This window comes from Leucobacter japonicus (genome assembly GCF_001273855.1).
Taxonomy (GTDB): Bacteria; Actinomycetota; Actinomycetes; order Actinomycetales; family Microbacteriaceae; genus Leucobacter; species Leucobacter japonicus.
The window spans coordinates 200,251-220,131 of sequence record NZ_JHBX01000108.1 but is presented as its reverse complement, the minus strand read 5'-3'; the positions used below and the strand labels follow the sequence as shown (position 1 = coordinate 220,131).

Sequence of the window (19,881 nt, the reverse complement as noted above, 5' to 3'; positions counted from 1 at the left end):
CTGCCGTGCCGCTGCGCTGCCACTCGGCCCTTCCGGATCGGGGTAACTTCGGACCAGTGCGGCGCGGTTCTGCTGCCGAAACACTGGTCCGAAGTTACCCCGATCCGCGAAGAAGCGGCGGCGGGCCGAGCGGCGGCGGGGCGGCGGCGGGCCGAGCGGCGGCGCGCCCTACAGCAGGTCGGCGACCGAGCCGATGACCTCGTCGGGGCGGAACGGGAAGCGCTCGATCTCGGCGCGATCCGAAATGCCCGTCATGACGAGCACCGTGTGCAGACCTGCCTCGATGCCGGCGACCACGTCGGTGTCCATGCGATCGCCGATCATGCCGGTGTTGTGCGAGTGCGCGCCGATCTGGTTGAGCGCCGAGCGGAACATCATCGGGTTCGGCTTGCCCACCACATAGGGGTGCTTGCCCGTCGCCTTCGTGATGAGCGCGTTGATGGCGCCTGTCGCGGGCAGCGGCCCCTCCTGGCTCGGGCCGGTGGCGTCGGGGTTCGTCGAGATGAAGCGCGCGCCGCCGATGATGAGGCGGATCGCCTTCGTGATGGCCTCGAACGAGTAGTTGCGGGTTTCGCCGACGACCACGAAGTCGGGGTTCGACTCGGTCATCACGTACCCCGCGTCGTGCAGCGCGGTCAGAATGCCGGCCTCGCCGATGACGAACGCCGAGCCGCCGGGCTGCTGCTGCTTCAAGAACGCCGCGGTCGCGAGGGCGCTCGTCCAGATGCGATCTTCGGGCACCGCGATACCCGAAGCATGCAGACGCGCACTGAGGTCGCGCGCGGTGAAGATCGAGTTGTTGGTGAGCACAAGATACGGAATCTCGTTCTGCTGCCAGTGCGTGATGAGTTCGGCGGCACCGGGGATCGCCCGATTCTCATGGACCAGCACGCCGTCCATGTCGGTGAGCCAGCATTCGATCTCAGCGCGGCGGGGGTGCGGTTCGTTCTGGGTCATGACCTCAGCGTAGTCCGCACGTGTGAACGTGCGGTTTCAGGCCGGGCGGCGGCGGAGCGCGAACTCATCGTGAGATGGTGAGCTCGCGTTCCGCCGCCATCAGAGGTGGTGCGGGATCACCGACCCACGAGGGCCGGCACCGCACCGAGCAGTTCGCGTGTGTAGGGGTGCTCGGGCGCCGTCCACACCCGCTCCGTCGGGCCCTGCTCCACGAACACTCCGGCGCGCATCACCGCGGTGCGGTCGGCGATCGTGGCGACGACGGCGAGGTCGTGCGAGATGATCACCATGCCGATCTGCAACTCGTCGACGAGTCGCCGCAGCAGTGCGCCGACGTGCTTCTGCGACGACGCGTCGAGCGCCGAGATCGGTTCGTCGGCGACGATCACCCGCGGCTCCGCGAGCAGCGCTTTCGCAATGGCGATGCGTTGCCGCTGCCCGCCAGAGAGCGCGTGCGGGTATCGGGTGCGCAGGGCCGGATCGACTCCGACGCGTTCGAGCACCTCGGTGATCGCGCCCTGACACGCTGCAGCGGTGCGTGCGACCCCGCGTGCGCGCGCCGCCGCATGCCACACCTCTTCGAGCTGGCGCTCGATGCGTCGGCGCGGATTGAGCGAGGCGTACGGATCTTGGAACACCATCTGCAGCGGCACGAGGTGCCCGGGCCGACGGCGGATCGGGAGCGGGGTCACGTCGGCGCCGAGAAATCGGATCGACCCTGAGCTCAACCGATTGATGCCGACGAGCGCACGTGCGAGTGACGACTTGCCGCAGCCGCTTTCACCGACGATGCCGATGATCTCGCCGGCGCGCACCTCAAGATCGACTCCCTGCACCGCGATGAACCGACCCTTGCCCTTGATGCGATAGCTCACGACGGCGTCGCGCACCTCGACGAGGGCGGCGGAGAGCTGTGTTTCGTTCACGACTGGACCTCCTGTGGCAGTGGCCACGGTACCTGCGGCACCGCATCGAGCAGCACCCGCGTGTAGGGGTGCTGCGGGGAGCGGAAGACGCAATCCGCGTCTCCGGACTCGACGATCTCGCCGGTGCGGAAGACGTTCAGCCGATCCGCGATCGTGCTCAGCATCGCCAGGTCGTGCGTGACGAAGATGATGCCCATGCCCGACTCCCGTCGCAGTTCGTCGAGCAGCGCGATGATGCCGGTGCGGATGTTGGCGTCGAGCGCCGTCGTCGGTTCGTCGGCGATCAGCAGCTTCGGATCGCACGCGAGTGCGATCGCGATCGAGACGCGCTGCTTCATGCCGCCGGAGAGTTGATGCGCGTACTGGCCGAGCAGGCGCTTCGGTTCGCGCAGATGCACGCGCTCGAGCAACTCGATCGCGCGCGCCTCGGCGGCTGCGGAGCTGATGCCGAGGTGCTGGCGCACGTGGTCGGTGAGCTGTTCGCCCAGCTTGAGCATGGGGTGCAGACTCGACGAGGGATCCTGCAGCACCATGGCGATCTCGGCGCCTCGGGTGCGCTCCCACTCTCGCGGCGACTGTGTGAGCAGTTCGCGCCCGTCGAAGCGGATGGAACCGCGCGCGACCAGACCGTCGGGCAGCAGGCCGAGCAGACTGAGCCCGGTCAGCGTCTTTCCCGACCCGCTCTCGCCGACCACGCCGACGACCTCGCCCGCACGCACCGAGAACGAGACGCCGTCGACGAGCGGTGATCCGGCACCGCTGGCCCGGGCGATGGTGAGTTCGGTGACCTCCAACAGCGTCATGCGCCGGCTCCGTTCTCGCTGAGTCGTGGTTCAAGATGGTCGCGAATGGCGTCGCCGATGATGTTGAACGCGAGCACCACCGAGACGATGGCGAGACCCGGCGCGAGCGCCAGCCACCACTGATCGAAGTACTGCACCGCTCCCGAGATCATCGACCCCCATTCGGGCGCCGGGGGAACGGCGCCGAGACCGAGGAATGAGAGACCCGCGAGAAACAGGATCGCCGAACCAATGTCGAGCATCGCGAGCACGAGCACCGAGCCGCTGACCGCGGGGAGTAGATCGACGACGATCGAGCGGAAAGGCCCGACCCCTGAGAGGCGGTTCGACAGCACGAACTCGGACTCGCGCAGCGCCAGCACGATCGAGCGCACGGCGCGGGCATATGCCGGCCACCAGCTGATCGCGGCGGCGATGACGGCGTTCTGCACGCTCGGGCCGAGCGCCGCGGCGATGGCCATCGCGAGGATGATTCCGGGGAAGGCGAAGACCAGGTCGGCGATGCGCATGAGGATCTCGTCGATCCAGCCCCCGAAGAAGCCGGCGACGAGCCCGATTGCGGTGCCCAGCACCGCCGCCGCAGCGACGATCATGAGGCCGTTCGGAATCGACGTGCGGGCCGCGGCCAGGGTGCGACTCAGGTTGTCGCGCCCGAGTGCGTCGGTGCCGAGTAGGTGCGCGGCATCGGGCGGCGCCAGTGCTGGGCCCGAGGTGGCGAGCGGATCGTAGGGGGTCAGCGCCGGAATGAGCATCACGGCGAGCCAGATCAGCAGCACGGCGGCCGCGGCGATCATCGACGGCGTGCGCATCCATGCGGGCACGCGCCGACGGCGTTCGGGAGTGGCGATCATCGAGATCACATCGGTGCGGCTCATTGGAGTCGGATCCTTGGGTCGAAGGCCGACGCGAGCAGGTCGGCGATGAAGTTGACGGCGAGGAAGATCACGGCGATCACGACGGAGATGCCGGTGATCGCGGTCACATCGAGGTTGGTCGCCGAGCGATAGGCGTACTGGCCGAGCCCGCCCCACGAGAAGATCTGCTCGACGTACACCGTCGCGGCGAGCAGGAAGCCGAACGACAGTGCGGTCACCGTGATGATGGGGCTCGACGCGCTGCGCACGGCGTACCGGATCAGCACGCGTCGACCGGGCAGGCCTTTGACGCGCGCCGCTTTCACCGCGTCGGTGTTCAACCCGTCGAGTACGGCGCTGCGGGTGAAGCGCAGCACCATGCCGAGGTTGGAGAGCGCGAGAATCATCGCCGGGAGGATGAGGTGGGCCACGGCCGACCCCCAGGCGCCGAGGTCGCCCGCGAGCAGGGTGTCGATGGTCATGAACCCGGTGACACGGGTCGGTGGGGTGGAAGACGCGTCGAGGCGACCGCTGCCGGGCAGCCAGCCGAGCTGGCGGAAGAGGATGGACGAGCCGATCAGCGCGAGCCAGTACGTGGGCAGGCTCACGCCGATGAGCGACACGACACGGGCCACGTGGTCGGGCCAGCGATTGCGCGCGTACGCGGCGATGATGCCGAGGGTGACGCCGATCAGCACCGAGAGCACGGTCGCCCAGAGCACGAGCTCGAGCGTCGCCGGAGCATACTTCGCGAGATCTGCCGAGATCGGTTGGCCGGTCTGCTGCGAGATGCCCAGATCGCCGCGGAAGAGGCCGCCGAGATAGTGCAGATACTGCTCCCAGACCGGCAGGTTGAGCCCGAACTTCTCGCGGAAGGCGGCGACCGCTTCGGGGTTCGAAAGCGCCTGCTGGCTCAGATTGGCCGTCTCGGGGCGCAGCGGCACGAGCACGCCGAGCCCGAACGAGACCACGGTGATGCCGAAGAGCGTGATGAGCGATGTGCCGAGACGACGGAGAACGAAACGGAAGTAGCCCGCTCCGCCGCCCGGCGCCGGGGCGGGCGTCTGCACGTCCGCCCCGGTTTCGGAGAGTGTGTGAGTCACGATGGGTTCCGTTACTCCTACTTGATCTGGGAGAGGTTGATGGCGGCGAGCGGGTCGTGGCTGACGTGCTCGACGCTGGAGGAAGCCACCAGGAAGAACGACGGCTCGAGCAGGAACGCGAAGGGCGCCTCCTCGTTCATCGCGGCATTCCAGGCGCTGAACGCCGCCTCGCGATCGTCACCGGTCGCGACGCGTGCCTGCTCGGCGAGCGCGGCGACCTCGGGGGCGGCATCCGCAGGCCAGTGCACGCGCTCGCCGATGAGGCCGCCGGGCGCGAAGACGAGCTCGTCGGAGGCGTCCGCCGTGTCCGGCGGCCACGACCAGAGCGCCATCTCCGTGTCGCCGTCGACGTAGCGCTGCAGCGAGGTTGAGGTCGGTGTGGGGTTCAGGGTGACCTTCAGCCCGATCGCCTCCAGCTGGGTCTGCAGGCCCTGGGCGAGGATGTTGTAGTCGATTCCGGCGAGACGCGTGTAGTCGTTCGCGTAGTCGAGACTGATCTCCGTGCCGCTCTTGCCCGCGTCGGCGAGCAGCTGCTTCGCGGCTTCCGGATCCGACTTCGGTGCATCCGACGCGGGGAGCGCGCCGAGCATCATCGAGGGGATGATGCCGGTCGCTTCCTTCGCTCCGGCGCCGACCAGCGTGCGCAGTGCTTCGTAGTCGATACCGGTCTTGATCGCCTCGACGATGTCGGGATCGGCCGTCGCGGCCCCCGACTTCTGCGAGAGCGCCAGGTAGAGCACCTCCGGAGACGACGAGGACTGCACGTGGAGCGCCTCGGATTCCATGCCTTCCGCGATGCGGCCCGGAATGTCGAGCGCGATCTGGCTCTCTCCGCCTTCGATGTTCGCCTTCTGCTGCTGCGCATTGTTGACGTTGCGGATCACGATGCGATCGTAGGCGGGGGCGTCGCCCCAGTAGTTCTCGTTCTGCACCAGCACGATCTGCGAGTTCGTGTCGTAGCTCTCGAGCGTGTAGGGGCCGCTGCCGACGCCGTTGTCGGGTTGGGTGAAGAGCTGGCCCGCCGTGTCGGTGTCGGCGGCGTCTTCGGCGTCGGTGCCGCCTGCGGCGCGCACGGCCTCGTCGTCGACGATGGCGAGCGGCGGCGCCGTGAGCGTGTGCTCGATGTAGGGCGCCGGATTCTCGGTGGTGAGCTGCACGGTGTGCTCGTCGATCTCGGTGACCGTCACGCCATCCATGCGATATGCAGGACTCGCCTGCAGGTGCTTCAGTCGGTTCAGCGAGAACACGACGTCGGCCGCAGTGACCGGATTGCCGTTCGCGAAGACGGCGTCGGTGCGCAACGCGATCGTGAATTCGGTCGCCGCATCGTTCGCGGTGATCGACTCGGCGAGCAGCGGCTGCGGTTCGGCGACGTTGTCGATGTAGGTGAAGAGCGTCTGATAGAGCCCGCTCGCCGTGATCGCGTCGGTCACCTGGAAGATGGTTGCCGGATCGATCGACTGGGCCGTGAAGGCCTGATCGATGACCAGGGTTCCGGACTTCTCCGTCGAAGCCCCTCCCGCCTGCTGCGCGCCGCTTGAGCAGCCCGTGACCGTGAGTACGCCGGCGAGCAGCAGAGCCGTGGCTCCCACTGCGTGTCGCATTGGCCTCGATGCCATAACGCGATTCCTTTCGGTGTCGGGTGTCGCTGGTGCACTGTTTTGGGTGGAGGGCTTGCCAGACCTCGTCGTCCAAACTAGTGTCAACCATATCGTGACAACTGTTTCTCATTTGGGAAGCAGTGAGAGCGATATTACCGGTGCCACGCGCGCCGTCAAGTGCGATTTGCGCATCGTTACCGATGCTTCACGCTGACGGTGTGGTGATGGTGCGCAGAAGATCGAGTTGACGGATTGCGCAGAGATGGCTAACTTCGTGTCATTCAATGCGCAATTTCGTCACGGAATGAGTGACAAATGACTGGAGAAATCATGACTGAGAGTGTTTCCGCGGGCAGTGGCACGGCGCCGCTGACCTCGAACCTCAAGATGTTGCGCCTGCTCGAAGAGATCGCGAAGACCAGCGCTCCCTTCGGTGTTTCCGAACTTGCGCGACGGGTCGGCGGGTCCCGATCGATGGTGCACCGCCAACTGGTGACGCTGGTCGCCGCTGGGTGGTTGCGCGCCGACTCGCAGGGCGCCTACACGCTGACGTTCGCCCCCGTGCGCGTCGCACAGGCCGCACTGCGCCACGCCAGCGTCGACCAGCGCATCGCCGAAGAGCTCACACGGCTCGCCGAGGAGCTGGGGGAGGGCACCTCGCTCGGCACCCTCGACGGCGACTCCGTCACCATCGTGGGTCGCGGCCTGCCGCCCCGCAATGTGCACGTGTCGCTCGAGCACGGCCAGCGGTTCGGGATCGCCGGGAGCGCGCTCGGCTCAGTGCTCGCGAGCTACCTCGGCGACGACGACCTCACCCGACTGCAGCGAGCCGGCGTGGAGCTTCCCTCGGCGGCCCACCGCACGGAGGTGCGCAGCACGGGCTACGCGATGCTCGTCGACGACGAGTTCGACCCCATCGAGATCGTCGCGGTTCCCGTCGGTCGCACGCCCGGTCGGGTGCGGTTCGCCCTGTCGGCCCACTGGCCGCACGGTCGCACGAAGCCGGACCACGTGCTCTCCACTCTCGAAGCTGGGGCCCGCGCGATCGAAGATCTGACACAGCAGAGCGCGGGAATCCTTCTCGCGTAATACCCCCTCACCACAAAGGAGTGCCGATGTTCCCCACGCCCCCGATCGTTCCGGTGCCGCGCCGGATTCTCGATCCCGACCTGCTGCTGCAGCCGAGCCGGTTGCAGTCGCTGCCCGCAAGCCGCATCTCTGCAGGGCGCAGTCTGCTCGAGAAGATGCAGCGGGAGGCGTGGACGTTCGAGATCGTGCACTTCGACATCGACGATCGCGCGGAGGGCGAAGCGCTCTACCGAGTGACGACGGGAACCGGCCAGGTCTTCGACTTCGTCGTGTTCAGCTTCGAACCGACACTCGACGGCCGCACCGGGCGCATCACCGGTCAGAACTGGGACATGATGGGAGCGCTGATCGAGGGGCCCACGACCGCTGAGGATCGCGCGCAGACGCGGACCGAGCTGCCCAAGCTCTACGCGGGCCGCGCGGTGCCCGGCACCCTGACCTGGGCCCGCTCCAATCGCAGCTTCCGCGCCTTCGACCACACGGTCGAGGCGCTCGCCGCGGGGAACCAGCCCGACCTGCGCGCGCTGTGGGAGGTCGGGTACCTCATGCGCAACACGGGCCTCGACGGCAACGGCACGTTCTTGACGCGCTCGTTCTTGACCCTCGAATCCGACCACGCACTGCGGCTGCCGCTGCACGCGCAATTGCTCTCCGCCTACATCATGCGCGAATTCGCGGCCGACCTCGTCGAGCAGATGGCGCGTCACCGCGACCCCGACGCGGCAGTGCTCGACCGCGAGGTGCGCCGCATGATCGGCATCGGCAACGGCTCCGCGCTCGGCCTGCTGTTCTTCGTGAACACCCACCCCATGCTCATCGGCACCTGGCTCGAGCAGCGCCAGACGCTGCTCGCCGAGGCGGCGCAGCTGCCGCTCGCACTCGATGCCGCGCGAAGCGACAGCGCGGCTGGCGAACTCGGTGCTGCTGAGCAGTATCGCGAACTGCTGCGGCGCGCTGCCGACTTCGCGCGCGTCGACCCGTATCACTACAGCCGCTTCGACGACCCGCATGAGGTCGCGGTGCAGCTCGATACGGCCATCGCCGAACTCGACGCGCTCCTGACGGCGGGGGCGACGACCGGCGCAGCACTGCTCGAGCGACTCGAAACCCGCATCGACCATGAGGCCTGGGAGCTCGTCGCGGCCAATCTGCTCGAGCTGCTGCCCTACGAACGCATCGAGCAGGCGCTCGAGGGCGGCATTCGCTCCGAGCAGTTCGTCGCCGATGCCGTCATGCCGACCAGCGAGCTCGCCGAGATCATCGAGCGCGACTACCGTTGGGCGCTCGACATCGACATGAGCGGGGCCGGAGCCCGGCACTTCGTCTGGTACAAGTCGGCAGATGCCGAGGAGCCGCGTCGCGGTGCGGCGACCGAAGTCGAGGGCGGCCACAACTGGGCGCTCGACCTGCCGACGTCCGTGCAAGCCCTGCACGCGGCACTCTCGACCAGCTCCGCGACAAACGTGGGGGAGCTGCTGCGCGAACGCCCCGACCTGCGCGCCGCGATCGAGCGCATGCAATCCCTGCGCGATTTCCGCTTCCACTCACCCCACATGAACATGCTCGACGAGAGCTTCGTTCCCGTCTCCATCGTGCGTTTCATGAACTCGGCCGTGCACGGGCTGCTGCGCACCGTCGACGAAGGAGACGATCGCAACGTGCTCGGCCTCATCTATCTTGGCGCCCCAACGGCCGCCGACCTGAATGAAGGCCTCGAACTCGAGACCCGCTACCCCCAGATGCCCGCCGCGACGATCGGAGCCGCACGATGACCACCCGAATGCGAGCGTCGGCCCGCGAAATGCGGCACATGGTGGGCCGCTACCTGCACGCGCAGTCGCTGCCCGGCTTCGCCGTGAACGCCGTGAGAGACGCGATCATGGCAGCCGAAGCCGAGGGCTTCGACGCGATCACCGAGATGGAACAGCTCAGCGGTGCGTACGCCGACGCACGCACGAGTTTCGCGGTCACGCACACCGATGCCGGCGTCGCGCTCGACGGCCGTGGCACCGCGGCGCTCGTGCTGCTCCCCGCGCTCGTCGACGAGCTCGCGCTCGCCGCCGCACGCGGTGAGACGCGGGTCGAGGTCGTTGCGACACCGGGCATCCGGATCGCCGCAGCCCTCGGCGACTACGCCGCCGTGCGCGGCGTCGCGTTCGAGATCGAACTGCCCCAGGGAGCTGACGCGAATTCCGGGGATCGGGCGATCCTCACCCCGCATGCGGTGCCGTTGTTGCCGGTGCACCCGGCGGAAGGGGCCGCGGGTGAACGCATGCGGCGCATTCTGCTCGACGGGTACGAGCTCGATGCTGAGCAGTTCTGGCGGCTCTTCCACGAGTCGAACGCCGCGCTCACCCCCGATTCGGAGCTGTCGCGCCGGCACGCCGGATCGCAGCTCTACGACGACGACGGCAACCTGCTCGGCGAAGTGAGCGAAGAGACCTATCTGCACTTGCGACGCGAAGCGCAGAGCACCGAGCGGGCGGTGCTGGCATGACCGGTGCGCACCGATCGGCCGTGATCGACGGACTGCAGTGCGGGCGATACGACCGGCAGACGCTGCAGCAGTTGCGCGACGGCGGCGTGCGAGCCGTCACCATCACCGCATCGTTCTGGGAGGATGCGCTCGAGACCATGGACGTGCTGACCGGGTGGAACGATCTCGTGCGAGAGCACGGCGACGTCGCACTCATCGCGCGTGCGGGAGCCGACATCGATGCGGCGATCGCCACCGAACGCGTTGCGATCGTGCTCGGCACCCAGAACTCATCGCTGTTCAACGACCGCATTGGGTTCATCGAGCACTTCTGGCACCTGGGCGTGCGCATCGTGCAGCTGACGTACAACATTCAAAACGCGATCGGCTCGTCGTGCTACGAACCGGTCGACTCCGGGCTGTCGCGGTTCGGGCACGAGGTCGTCGCCGAAATGAATCGCGTCGGCATGATCGTCGACCTCTCGCACGTCGGTGAGCGCACCTCGCTCGAAGCGATCGAGGCATCGCACCGCCCCGTGGCGATCAACCACGCGAACGCGCGATCGATCTACGACCACGCCCGCAACAAGGGGAACGAGGTGCTCCGCGCGCTGGTGGCGAACGGCGGCGTGCTGGGGGTGTGCACCTACAACAACATCGCCGGCGCGTATGCGGCCTCGCTCGACGGGTCAGCCGAGCTCATCGCGCGTCACGTCGAACTGCTCGGCGTCGACCACGTCGCCTACGGATCCGATCTCGACCCGAACGCCCCCGCAGGCAACCTCACCTGGATGCGGAACGGTCGTTGGAGCCGCAAGCCTCAGCAGGGCGCGTCGCGTGCCGACATCGCACCGCCGCCCGAGGCCTGGATCGACAACTTCGACTTCCACAAATTCGGAGAGGTGCGCGATCGACTCGTCGAGCGCGGCCTCTTGACCGCCGAGGAGGCGCAGCAGGTGTTCATCGGAAACTGGAAACGCATGTACGACGCGGGGTTCGAGCCCGAAGGCGGCCGAGCGTGAGCGCGCGGGTGCGACGCATCCCCGCCGAGTCGGGCGGCGCGCTGTCGTCGAGTATCACCGTGATCGGCAGCACCGCCTACACGACCGTGATTCCGCTGAACGCTGCGGGTGAGCTGGTCGACGGCATCACGGCGCAGTCTGAAGCGGTGATCGATGCGCTCGAGGCCGACCTCGCGGAGGTGGGGGCCACCCTTGCCGATATCGCCCACCTCACGATCTACCTGCGCGGGCTCGCCGAGCATCGCGCGGCGTTCAACGAGGTGTACGCGCGTCGATTCGGCAATACAGTGCCGGTGCGCTGCGCCGTGGGGGTGGCGGAACTCGCGCGGCCGACCATGCTCGTCGAGCTGACGGCGATCGCCGCCGTGCCGCAGGGCTGACTCGACCGGGCGCCCTCGGCCGCAATGTCGGGGGCGCCTGGCAGACTGGAACCATGCACGAACGAGCCGGATCCCCAGCGCGCACTGAAGACCTCATCGACGTCGACGAGTTGCTCACTGCGTATAGTGCGGTGACGCCCGACCCGTCGATCGCGTCGCAGCGCGTGGCTTTCGGCACGTCGGGCCACCGCGGCTCCTCGCTCACGGGCTCGTTCAACGAAGCGCATATCGCCGCCATCAGCGCCGCGATCGCCGAGTACCGTGCGGCCCAGGGCATCTCCGGGCCGCTCTTCATCGGTGCCGATACGCACGCGCTGTCAGCGCCTGCTGAGCACACCGCCATCGAGGTGCTGCTCGCCGCCGGGGTGCGCGTGATCGCCGCAGCAGGCGAGACCGGTGCGGGTGACGGGGAGGCCGCGTTCGTGCCGACGCCGGCCCTCAGCCACGCGATTCTGCGGCACAACCGCGGTCTCGCGGCTGACGACCCCGACCGGGCCGATGGCATCGTCGTGACCCCGAGCCACAACCCTCCCCGCGACGGAGGCTTCAAGTACAACCCGCCGCACGGCGGGCCCGCCGACACCGATGCGACGGGGTGGATCGCCGCGCGTGCGAACGAGCTGCTCGAGGCCGGCACGGCGAGCGCCCGGGCGACCGAAGCCGAGGTCGACGGGGTCGAACGCTACGACTATCTCGCGGCGTACGTCGATACGCTCGGCGAAGCCATCGATCTCGACGCGATCCGCGAATCCGACGTGGCGCTCGCCGTGCATCCGCTCGGCGGCGCGAGCGTCGCCTACTGGGAGGCGATCCGCGATCGGCTCGGCATCGACCTCACCGTGCTCGGCCCCGGCGTCGACCCGCAGTGGGAGTTCATGCACCTCGACTGGGACGGCAAGATTCGCATGGACCCGTCGTCGGCTCACGTGATGTCGACCGTCGACGCCCATCGCGGCCCGTACGAAATCATCACGGGCAATGACGCCGACGCCGACCGTCACGGTATCGTCACCGCCGACGGGCTCATGAACCCGAACCACTACCTCGCGGTGGCCATCGACTACCTGCTCGCGCACCGCCCCGAGTGGTCGCCGTCGGCGGGCATCGGCAAGACGCTCGTCTCGTCGGGCATCATCGATCGGGTGGTCGCCGCGCACGGGCGCACGCTCACCGAGGTGCCCGTCGGGTTCAAATGGTTCGTGCCCGGCCTCTCAGACGGCTCCGTGGTGTTCGGCGGCGAAGAGAGCGCCGGCGCTTCGTTCCTGTGCTTCGACGGCAGCGCCTGGAGCACCGACAAAGACGGCATTCTGCTCGCACTGCTCGCGGCCGAGATTCAGGCCGTCACCGGCCAGTCGCCGTCCGAGCGCTACCGCGAGCTCACCGAGCGCTTCGGCGCACCCGCGTACGCGCGGGTCGACGCCGCCGCGACGCCCGAGCAGAAGGCGCGCCTCGGGGTGCTCTCGCCCGACGACGTCACCGACACCGAACTCGCGGGTGATCCGATCACCGCGATTCGCACCACCGCGCCCGGCAACGACGCGCCGATCGGCGGGCTCAAAGTGCAGACCGATCACGCCTGGTTCGCGGCTCGCCCCTCGGGCACCGAAGACGTGATGAAGATCTACGCCGAGTCGTTCCGCGGCCCCGAGCACCTCGCAGAGGTGCAGGCGGCGGCGCAGGCGCTCGTCGCGCGAGTGCTCGGTTCCTGACGCTGCGACATGCACCTGAGCGCTCCTCCGGTACGCTCAGGTGCATGTCGCACGAATCCTCCGCATCCCGTCGATACTCCTACCTGGGGCCGGCGGGAACCTTTACGGAGGCGGCGCTGAAACAGGTGCCCGAAGCCGTCGGCCAGCACTGGCACCCCGTCGACAACCTCGGCGAAGCGCTCAACGACGTCGTGACCGGTGCGAGCGACGCGGCGATGATCGCGATCGAGAACTCGATCGACGGCGGAGTGACCGTGGCGCAAGACGCCCTGGCCACCATTCCCGGCCTGCGCATCGTCGGCGAATACTTGGTGCCCGTGCGCTTCGTGCTCGTCGCACGCCGCGGCACCACGCTCGCAGACGTCAACGTCGTGTCAGGCCACCCGGTCGCCTACGCGCAGTGCCGTGCCTGGCTCGACGACGAGCGACCGACCCACCGGCATCTCGTCGCCACCTCGAACGTGCAGGCCGCCGCAGACCTCTTTGCCCCTGAAAAAGGCATCGACGCGGCGATCGCACCCCCGGGCATCGAAGACCACTACGACGTCGACGTGCTCGCCGAGGGCATCGCCGAGAACCCCGACGCCATGACCCGCTTCGTGCTCGTGAGCCGCAGCGTGCCCGTGGCCGAACCCACCGGCGCTGACAAGACCTCACTCATCGTCGAACTCCCCGAAGACCGCCCCGGCGCGCTGCTCGACCTGCTCGAGCAGTTCGCAGCGCGCGGCGTGAACCTCACGCTGCTCGCCTCGCGCCCGATCGGCGACCGCATGGGGCGCTACCGCTTCGTCATCGACGCCGAGGGGCACGTCAAAGACGAGCGCGTCGCCGACGCCCTGCTCGGCGTGAAGCGCTTCAGCCCCAAGATGACCTTCCTCGGGTCGTACCCGCGCGCCGACCGCGTCACCGCAACGGTGCGCGACCTGCACGACAACGATCGATTCCGCGACGCCCGCGATTGGCTGCGCGGCGTCATCGAAGGCACCCCCGACGGCGAAGCGTAGATCGGCCGGGTGATCCGGCGCCGGCTGAAGCCCTAGGCGCTCACATGCCACTCGGGCAGCACGCGCACCACGAGCGCGCCCGGGTCGACCTCGCCGGTCACGGTGAGGGCGTAGCCGAAGTCGTCACCGTCGAGCTGAATCGGCTCGGGTTTCGGCACGGCGAGCGCGTACCGCTCGGCGCGCAGGTACGAGACGCTGCGGGTGTCGTTGACGAGGTCGATGATCTTGCGGCCGGCGCGGGATCGTCGCAGCACGCCGTTCTCCCACCCGATCTTGTTCCAGATGCGCAGCCACGAGAACGGCCCGAGCGGCCGGAGGGCGACGACGTCGAGTTTGCCGTCGTCGAGCTCGGCGTCGGGAATGAGCAGCACGCCGCCGGGCATCAACCCGCAATTGCCGATCATCACCGTGTAGACCGACAGCGGCTTCACCGCCGACCGATCGACGGAGTAGTGAATCTGCAGCGGCCGGTCGGTGATCATCGTGCGCACCCCGGCGTCGACGTAGGCCAACCAGCCGACCCGCTTCTTGAGCGTCGACTTCGTCGCCGAGATCGCGCGCGCGTCGAGACCCATGCCGGCGAGCACCAGAAAGACGTGTTCGCTTTCTGTCTCATCGGCGCGCACGATGCGCGCGATGCCGAGGTCGATCGGGCGATTGCGGCCGGTGAACGCGGCGCGCACCACGTCGTCGATGCGGTTGAGGGGCGCGCCGAGGTTGCGGGCGAGCAGGTTGCCCGTGCCTTGGGGCACGATCGCGAGCGGGATCCCCGTGCCTCTGAGCGCCTCGGCCACCGCCCGCACGGTGCCGTCGCCACCGCTGCCGAGCACCACGTTCGCACCGTCAGCGACGGCCTGCCGCGTCGCGCGCACGCCCGCATCGTCGGCATCGGTTTCGTACCAGCGCGTTGCTCCCCAGCCGGCCGACTGCTCGTACTGGCCGACCGCCGCGCGCAGCGCAGCGAGGTCGGTCTTGAGGGGCTGATACACGACGGCGGCACTGGGCAGGTAGTGCGCGGGGGTGTCGGGCATGGCTCCAGCGTAGTGCCGGCCAGACGTTCCGAGGCTCCGCCCCGGTAAGCTGGAGCGCGTGATCGATCCAGTACTGCTCCGCAACGATCCCGAAGCCGTCAAGCGCTCGCAGCGCGCTCGTGGAAACGACGAGGCGGTGGTAGATCAGGCGCTCGCCGCCGATGCGAGTCGTCGTGCTGCGCTCGGCGAGTTCGAGTCGCTGCGCGCCGAGCAGAATGAGTTCGGCAAGCAGGTGAAGGTCGCCTCGAAAGAGGAGAAGCCCGCGCTCATCGCGCAGGCGCAGCAGCTCGCCGCCGCCGTGAAGGCCGCCGACGCGCGGGCGAAAGCCGCCGAGGCAGAGTTCGAGACGCTCGCGCTGAGCATTCAGAACCTCATCATCGATGGCGTGCCCGCCGGTGGCGAAGAGAACTTCGTCACGCTGCGCACGGTGGGCGAGCAGCCGACGTTCGACTTCGAGCCCCGCGATCACCTGGAGCTCGGCGAACTGCTCGGCGCCATCGACATGGAGCGCGGCGCGAAGGTGTCGGGCGCCCGCTTCTACTTCTTGCGCGGCGTCGGCGCCCGCCTCGAGCTGGCGCTCATGAACCACGCGCTCAACCGCGCGCTCGACCACGGCTTCACGCCGCTGATCACGCCGACGCTTGTGAAGCCCGAGATCATGCAGGGCACCGGGTTTCTCGGCGAGCACGCCGACGAGGTCTACCACCTGCCGGCGCAAGACCTCTTCCTCACCGGCACGAGCGAGGTCGCGCTCGCGGGGTACCACTCCGACGAGATCGTCGATCTGAACGACGGGCCGCTGCGCTACGCCGGCTGGTCGACCTGCTACCGCAGCGAGGCCGGGTCGCACGGCAAAGACACCCGCGGCATTCTGCGCGTGCACCAGTTCAACAAGCTCGAGATGTTCGTCTACACCGACCCGGCCGAGGCCGAGGCCGAGCACGATCGTCTCGTCGCGTGGCAGGAAGACATGCTGCAGTCGCTCGGGCTGCACTACCGCGTCATCGACGTCGCGGCCGGCGACCTCGGGTCGAGTGCCGCGCGCAAGTTCGACATCGAGGCGTGGGTGCCGACGCAAGATGCGTACCGCGAGCTCACCTCGACGAGTAACTGCACGACGTATCAGGCGCGACGCCTGTCGACGCGGTATCGCACCGAGAGCGGCAAAACCGCGGCGGTCGCGACGCTGAACGGCACGCTCGCGACGACGCGGTGGATCGTGGCGATCCTCGAGACGCACCAGCAAGCCGATGGCAGTGTGCGCGTGCCCGAGGTGCTGCGCCCCTACCTCGGTGGCCTCGAAGTGCTGACACCGATCGCAGGAGCCTAACCGCATGAGCAACGCCCCTCGCATTCCCGCCGCAGAACGCCACCTCATCGCGCTCGACATCGACGGGACCGTGCTCAACCACGGTTTCGGCGAGGGCGCGGGCGATGACGCCGCCGGCGGGCATATCGACCAGGATCTCGCGGCGGCGATTCGCGCGCTTCACGAGTTGGGGCACGAGGTCGTCATCGCGACCGGTCGCTCCGTCGATGCGACGCTGCCGATCGTCGAGCGACTGCAGATTCGCCCCGAGTGGGTCATCGCGGCAAACGGGGCCGTGACGCTGCGCCGCGACGCGCTCGCACCGCGTGCGTACCGTCGTGAGTTCGTCGAGGCGTTCGACCCGAGTGACGCGCTGCGCAAGATTCGCACCCAGCTGGTCACCGCCCGATTCGCGGTCGAGCTCGCCGATGGCGGGTTCCTCTACACCGAAGAGATTCCGACCGGCACGCTGCCGTCGACGCAGCGCCGGGTGCCGTTCGAAGAACTGCTCGGCGTGCAGGCGTCGCGCGTGGTCGTCGTGTCACCCGATCACCGTCTTGAAGAGTTTCTCGATGTCGTGAGCACGATGGGGCTCACCCATGTCTCGTACGCCGTCGGCAGCACGTCGTGGCTCGATATCGCGCCCGACGGGGTCACGAAGGCGAGCGCGCTCGAGGTCGTGGCGTCGCACCTCGGCATCGATGGCACACGCGTCTTCGCTGCGGGCGATGGGCGCAATGACATCGAGATGCTGCGATGGGCCGCGAAACGTGGAGACTCGGTCGCGATGGGCCAGGCAGTGCCCGAGGTGCAAGCGGTCGCCGGTCGCGTGACGGGCACGATCGACGAGGTCGGCCTGCTTACCGCACTGCGCGAGCGCTTTCCTGTGCTGCGTGTGACGAAGTAAGTCTCAGTACCGCAAAAGTCACGATGGCCTGGCATAAGCTGGGCTTATGTCTTCCATTCTCGAGATTTCGCACTTGCGGACGTTTCAGGCGATCTCGGAATACGGAGGCTTCGGCCGCGCCGCGACCGTGCTGCACCTGAGCCAGCCGGCGGTCAGCCAGCATGTGCGGCTGCTCGAACAGCGCATCGGGCAAACACTGATCGAACGCGATGGCCGCAAGATTCGCTTCACGACGGCCGGCGAGGCACTGCTCGCCGAAGCGCGCCGCATTCTCGCGGCGCACGACGAGGCCCTCATTCGGCTCGAGACGGGGCACCGGCAGCAGGTGACGATCGGTTCAACCGAAACCGCCGCTGAACAGATCTTGCCCGAACTGCTGCGCACCATCAGCGGGGCATACCCTGACAAACAGGTGCAGTTCACGATCGATCGATCGACGCAGATCAGCGAAGCCGTGGGCCGAGGCGAAGTCGATCTGGCGGTTATTCTCGGCTTCGGCGCGGAGACGGTGGGCGTCGAAATCGGATCGCTGCAGCTGCAGTGGTACGCCGCTCCCGGCTGGGAGCCGCCGACGGCCGATGGCCCCCTGCCGCTCGTCGCCTACGTGGAACCGTGCGGCATGCGCCAGCGCGCACTGCACGAACTGAACCAGGCCGGCTACCAGGTGCAGATCGCCGTCGAGTCGGTGAGCCTCGAAGGCGTCATCGCGGCGGCCCGCGCCGGCCTCGGTGTCGCGGTGCTCCCGGCCGCCGGCGAGTCGGCACCGGCCGGCCTCGAGGTGCGCCCGTCGCTGCCCGAACTCGGCGAGATCGGCGTGAACCTCGCGTCGCGCCGAGGGGTCGACGCCGTGCTCGAAGAGACGGCACGCACTGCCTTGACCGAGTTCTTCGCGGCGCACCGCTACCGCCGCTTGCGCGCCGTCTCGGCGTAGGCGCGGCGCGGCCAGCGGCTGCTTCCCCGCCCGGCCCAGCCCGGCCCCGCTGGCCCCCGCGCCCGCGCCTCGCCCCCGCCCCGCTTCCCGTGCGCCCGGCGCTCTTCCCCGCCGAGCCCCTCCTTTCTCGCCGAACGCTACTCATCTGTGCGCGCAGATGAGAGGCGCTCGGCGAGATCAGAGGGGTTCGGCGGGTTTTGGGCGGGCAGGACGGGGCTGCGGACGGGCACGCGGGCGGATCGGCGCTGCGCGGGTGAGGGGCAGCGGTGAGCCGGGCCCGGCGACAGCACGGCTGGGGCCGCCCAGTCCCAGCGTGACGTTGCGCCGTGTGACGCGCCCCGCGCGACACATCGCGTAAGAGTCGGCCCCCGCGCGTCATCTACCGCACGCGCCGCACACGCCAGAAGTCGCGGAGATCCGCGAGTTCACGCGGATCCGGCACCCACCGACGCCAACCATGCGGATCAGTGATGACTCCTCATTCCGCCTGGTGCTTGGACGCCCGGTGGCCCGCGCTGCTCGAATGAGTCCACCCGCCGAACGCGCGGACTCACTCAGCTTCACGGCGCACGGATCGAACCGGCGCCGCGCGAAAGGATTCACCGACATGTCATCACCCATCCAACGGCTTGCCCGGGCCGCCGCCGCGGTCGCGGCAGTCGGCATCGCCGCCGGCGCTTTGGTCGGCTGTTCCACCGCGTCTGCCGCCCCCGGCGAAGACGCGGCCTCGGCCGCCGAACCGACCGGCACGCAGACGTTCGTCGACGAGCTGGGCCGCGAGGTCGAGATCGATCTGCCGGTGACGGCGGTCTACACCGACTTCCAGTACCAGGCCGAGGCGGTGCGTCTCGTCGGCGGCGGCGACAAGATCGTCGCACACAGCGACGCGACCGACCCCGCGAACCCGCTCAATGCGAACAACCAGGAGTACTGGGCGAGTTTCGCCGATGCGCAGAGCGTCGGCGCGTACGACGAACCCAACTGGGAGACGGTCGTCGACAGCGGTGCGCAGGTGGCGTTCGTGATGCGCAATGGTCCGTGGGAGGACGCGGTCGAGAAGCTCGAGCCGTTCGGCATCGACGTGTTCGTGGTGACCGGGTGGGATCCTACGGTGCTGCGCGAGTTCATTCCGGTGCTGGGCGAGATTCTCGGCACGGAGGATCAGGCGGCCGAGGCCGCCGCGCTCTACGACGACATCGATGAGACGCTGGCGGCGCACACCGAGGGCATTCCCGAGGGCGAGCGCAAGAAGGTCTACTTCGAGGGTTCGACGGAGTACAGCACCGTGGTGCCGGGCTCGGGGTTCCACGACCAGATCGTCGACGCGGGCGGAGAGAACATCTTCGGCGACGTCAACATCACCGATGACCAGAGCGCCAAGATTCACAACTATCCGGTCGATCCTGTCGAGATCATCGAGCGGAACCCCGACGTCATCATTCAGAACACGGTCGGCGGGCTCACCGCGGGGATCGAACCGGTCGATGCGCAGGAGCTGCAAAGCGCGGCTGCGGCGATCGCGAAGCGCGGCGGCTGGGATCAGATCACCGCGGTGCAGAACGACGACATCTACGTGACGAGCAACTTCCTGTGGAGCACGCTCGGCAAGAAGATCGGGTCGGTCGCACTCGCCAAGATCTTGTACCCCGAGGAGTTCGCCGATGTCGACGTCGACGACTACTTCGGCACCTGGCTCGAACTGCAGGGCGTCGAGCCCCGACCCGCAGCCGACTACATCGTCAAGTACGCGGGCTGAGTCCGCGGACTCTGTATACGGAG

The 19,881-nt window shown here is 68.3% G+C and carries 18 protein-coding genes; 11 read left to right on the top strand and 7 right to left on the bottom strand.

Annotated elements, in window-relative coordinates; all coding sequences use genetic code 11:
- Positions 1 to 168: 168 nt before the first annotated feature.
- From AMS67_RS10375 to AMS67_RS10350, 6 genes are all read right to left on the bottom strand, one after another.
- A complete protein-coding gene (locus tag AMS67_RS10375) occupies positions 169 to 957 on the bottom strand; it encodes an HAD-IIA family hydrolase (RefSeq protein WP_053352656.1) in 789 nt (262 codons plus the stop codon).
- 116 nt (positions 958 to 1,073) lie between these two features.
- Complete coding sequence (locus tag AMS67_RS10370; RefSeq protein WP_053387290.1) at positions 1,074 to 1,883, bottom strand: ABC transporter ATP-binding protein; 810 nt, start codon at positions 1,881 to 1,883, stop codon at positions 1,074 to 1,076.
- Complete coding sequence (locus AMS67_RS10365) at positions 1,880 to 2,686, bottom strand: ABC transporter ATP-binding protein (protein ID WP_053387289.1); 807 nt, start codon at positions 2,684 to 2,686, stop codon at positions 1,880 to 1,882. The genes AMS67_RS10370 and AMS67_RS10365 overlap by 4 nt, the downstream gene beginning before the upstream one ends.
- On the bottom strand, positions 2,683 to 3,561 hold the full coding sequence (locus AMS67_RS10360; protein WP_053387288.1) for an ABC transporter permease: 879 nt from the start codon (positions 3,559 to 3,561) through the stop codon (positions 2,683 to 2,685). The genes AMS67_RS10365 and AMS67_RS10360 overlap by 4 nt, the downstream gene beginning before the upstream one ends.
- The gene (locus tag AMS67_RS10355) at positions 3,558 to 4,643 is read right to left on the bottom strand and encodes an ABC transporter permease (RefSeq protein WP_241488047.1); all 1,086 of its coding nucleotides are present in this window, start codon (positions 4,641 to 4,643) and stop codon (positions 3,558 to 3,560) included. Before AMS67_RS10355 ends, AMS67_RS10360 begins: the two co-directional genes overlap by 4 nt.
- Before the next feature lie 17 nt (positions 4,644 to 4,660).
- A complete protein-coding gene (locus AMS67_RS10350) occupies positions 4,661 to 6,235 on the bottom strand; it encodes an ABC transporter substrate-binding protein (RefSeq protein ID WP_053387287.1) in 1,575 nt (524 codons plus the stop codon).
- 339 nt (positions 6,236 to 6,574) lie between these two features.
- Here AMS67_RS10350 and AMS67_RS10345 point away from each other — a divergent pair, with 339 nt between their 5' ends.
- The 7 genes from AMS67_RS10345 to pheA are packed head-to-tail and all read left to right on the top strand — an operon-like array spanning position 6,575 to position 13,924.
- Complete coding sequence (locus AMS67_RS10345) at positions 6,575 to 7,333, top strand: IclR family transcriptional regulator (RefSeq protein ID WP_162230846.1); 759 nt, start codon at positions 6,575 to 6,577, stop codon at positions 7,331 to 7,333.
- 26 nt (positions 7,334 to 7,359) lie between these two features.
- Positions 7,360 to 9,105 carry a hypothetical protein gene (locus AMS67_RS10340; protein ID WP_053387285.1) on the top strand — a complete coding sequence of 582 codons (1,746 nt, stop codon included), beginning with the start codon at positions 7,360 to 7,362 and terminating at the stop codon, positions 9,103 to 9,105.
- On the top strand, positions 9,102 to 9,830 hold the full coding sequence (locus tag AMS67_RS10335; RefSeq protein ID WP_053387284.1) for a hypothetical protein: 729 nt from the start codon (positions 9,102 to 9,104) through the stop codon (positions 9,828 to 9,830). Before AMS67_RS10340 ends, AMS67_RS10335 begins: the two co-directional genes overlap by 4 nt.
- Positions 9,827 to 10,831, top strand: coding sequence for a membrane dipeptidase (locus tag AMS67_RS10330; protein WP_053387283.1), 1,005 nt, complete (start codon positions 9,827 to 9,829; stop codon positions 10,829 to 10,831). Before AMS67_RS10335 ends, AMS67_RS10330 begins: the two co-directional genes overlap by 4 nt.
- Positions 10,828 to 11,211: a RidA family protein gene (locus tag AMS67_RS10325; protein WP_053387282.1), complete on the top strand. Its 384-nt coding sequence runs from the start codon at positions 10,828 to 10,830 to the stop codon at positions 11,209 to 11,211. The genes AMS67_RS10330 and AMS67_RS10325 overlap by 4 nt, the downstream gene beginning before the upstream one ends.
- Before the next feature lie 53 nt (positions 11,212 to 11,264).
- Positions 11,265 to 12,920, top strand: a complete 1,656-nt coding sequence (gene pgm, locus AMS67_RS10320; protein ID WP_053387281.1) for a phosphoglucomutase (alpha-D-glucose-1,6-bisphosphate-dependent) — start codon at positions 11,265 to 11,267, stop codon at positions 12,918 to 12,920.
- A 44-nt stretch (positions 12,921 to 12,964) separates the two neighbouring features.
- Positions 12,965 to 13,924 carry a prephenate dehydratase gene (gene pheA, locus AMS67_RS10315; protein ID WP_053387280.1) on the top strand — a complete coding sequence of 320 codons (960 nt, stop codon included), beginning with the start codon at positions 12,965 to 12,967 and terminating at the stop codon, positions 13,922 to 13,924.
- A gap of 32 nt (positions 13,925 to 13,956) precedes the next feature.
- Here the strand turns inward: pheA and AMS67_RS10310 are convergent, their stop codons facing one another.
- Positions 13,957 to 14,955: a diacylglycerol/lipid kinase family protein gene (locus tag AMS67_RS10310; RefSeq protein WP_053387279.1), complete on the bottom strand. Its 999-nt coding sequence runs from the start codon at positions 14,953 to 14,955 to the stop codon at positions 13,957 to 13,959.
- A gap of 58 nt (positions 14,956 to 15,013) precedes the next feature.
- Between AMS67_RS10310 and serS the strand changes: the two genes are divergently transcribed.
- The 4 genes from serS (at position 15,014) to AMS67_RS10290 (ending at position 19,858) form a co-directional block, all read left to right on the top strand.
- Positions 15,014 to 16,285 carry a serine--tRNA ligase gene (serS, locus tag AMS67_RS10305; protein ID WP_053387278.1) on the top strand — a complete coding sequence of 424 codons (1,272 nt, stop codon included), beginning with the start codon at positions 15,014 to 15,016 and terminating at the stop codon, positions 16,283 to 16,285.
- A gap of 4 nt (positions 16,286 to 16,289) precedes the next feature.
- Positions 16,290 to 17,171 carry an HAD family hydrolase gene (locus tag AMS67_RS10300; protein ID WP_053387277.1) on the top strand — a complete coding sequence of 294 codons (882 nt, stop codon included), beginning with the start codon at positions 16,290 to 16,292 and terminating at the stop codon, positions 17,169 to 17,171.
- A 46-nt stretch (positions 17,172 to 17,217) separates the two neighbouring features.
- Positions 17,218 to 18,102, top strand: a complete 885-nt coding sequence (locus tag AMS67_RS10295; RefSeq protein ID WP_053387276.1) for a LysR family transcriptional regulator — start codon at positions 17,218 to 17,220, stop codon at positions 18,100 to 18,102.
- A gap of 607 nt (positions 18,103 to 18,709) precedes the next feature.
- Positions 18,710 to 19,858, top strand: coding sequence for an ABC transporter substrate-binding protein (locus AMS67_RS10290; RefSeq protein ID WP_075201341.1), 1,149 nt, complete (start codon positions 18,710 to 18,712; stop codon positions 19,856 to 19,858).
- The last annotated feature ends 23 nt before the right edge of the window (positions 19,859 to 19,881 follow it).

Excerpts from the sequence above, each read along its gene's own strand:
- AMS67_RS10375 (WP_053352656.1), bottom strand. The coding sequence starts at position 957 with ATGACCCAGAACGAACCGCACCCCCGCCGCGCTGAGATCGAATGCTGG.
- AMS67_RS10365 (WP_053387289.1), bottom strand. The coding sequence starts at position 2,686 with ATGACGCTGTTGGAGGTCACCGAACTCACCATCGCCCGGGCCAGCGGT.
- AMS67_RS10360 (WP_053387288.1), bottom strand. The coding sequence starts at position 3,561 with ATGAGCCGCACCGATGTGATCTCGATGATCGCCACTCCCGAACGCCGT.
- AMS67_RS10345 (WP_162230846.1), top strand. The coding sequence starts at position 6,575 with ATGACTGAGAGTGTTTCCGCGGGCAGTGGCACGGCGCCGCTGACCTCG.
- AMS67_RS10340 (WP_053387285.1), top strand. The coding sequence starts at position 7,360 with ATGTTCCCCACGCCCCCGATCGTTCCGGTGCCGCGCCGGATTCTCGAT.
- AMS67_RS10335 (WP_053387284.1), top strand. The coding sequence starts at position 9,102 with ATGACCACCCGAATGCGAGCGTCGGCCCGCGAAATGCGGCACATGGTG.
- AMS67_RS10330 (WP_053387283.1), top strand. The coding sequence starts at position 9,827 with ATGACCGGTGCGCACCGATCGGCCGTGATCGACGGACTGCAGTGCGGG.
- pgm (WP_053387281.1), top strand. The coding sequence starts at position 11,265 with ATGCACGAACGAGCCGGATCCCCAGCGCGCACTGAAGACCTCATCGAC.
- pheA (WP_053387280.1), top strand. The coding sequence starts at position 12,965 with ATGTCGCACGAATCCTCCGCATCCCGTCGATACTCCTACCTGGGGCCG.
- AMS67_RS10310 (WP_053387279.1), bottom strand. The coding sequence starts at position 14,955 with ATGCCCGACACCCCCGCGCACTACCTGCCCAGTGCCGCCGTCGTGTAT.
- AMS67_RS10300 (WP_053387277.1), top strand. The coding sequence starts at position 16,290 with ATGAGCAACGCCCCTCGCATTCCCGCCGCAGAACGCCACCTCATCGCG.
- AMS67_RS10295 (WP_053387276.1), top strand. The coding sequence starts at position 17,218 with ATGTCTTCCATTCTCGAGATTTCGCACTTGCGGACGTTTCAGGCGATC.
- AMS67_RS10290 (WP_075201341.1), top strand. The coding sequence starts at position 18,710 with ATGTCATCACCCATCCAACGGCTTGCCCGGGCCGCCGCCGCGGTCGCG.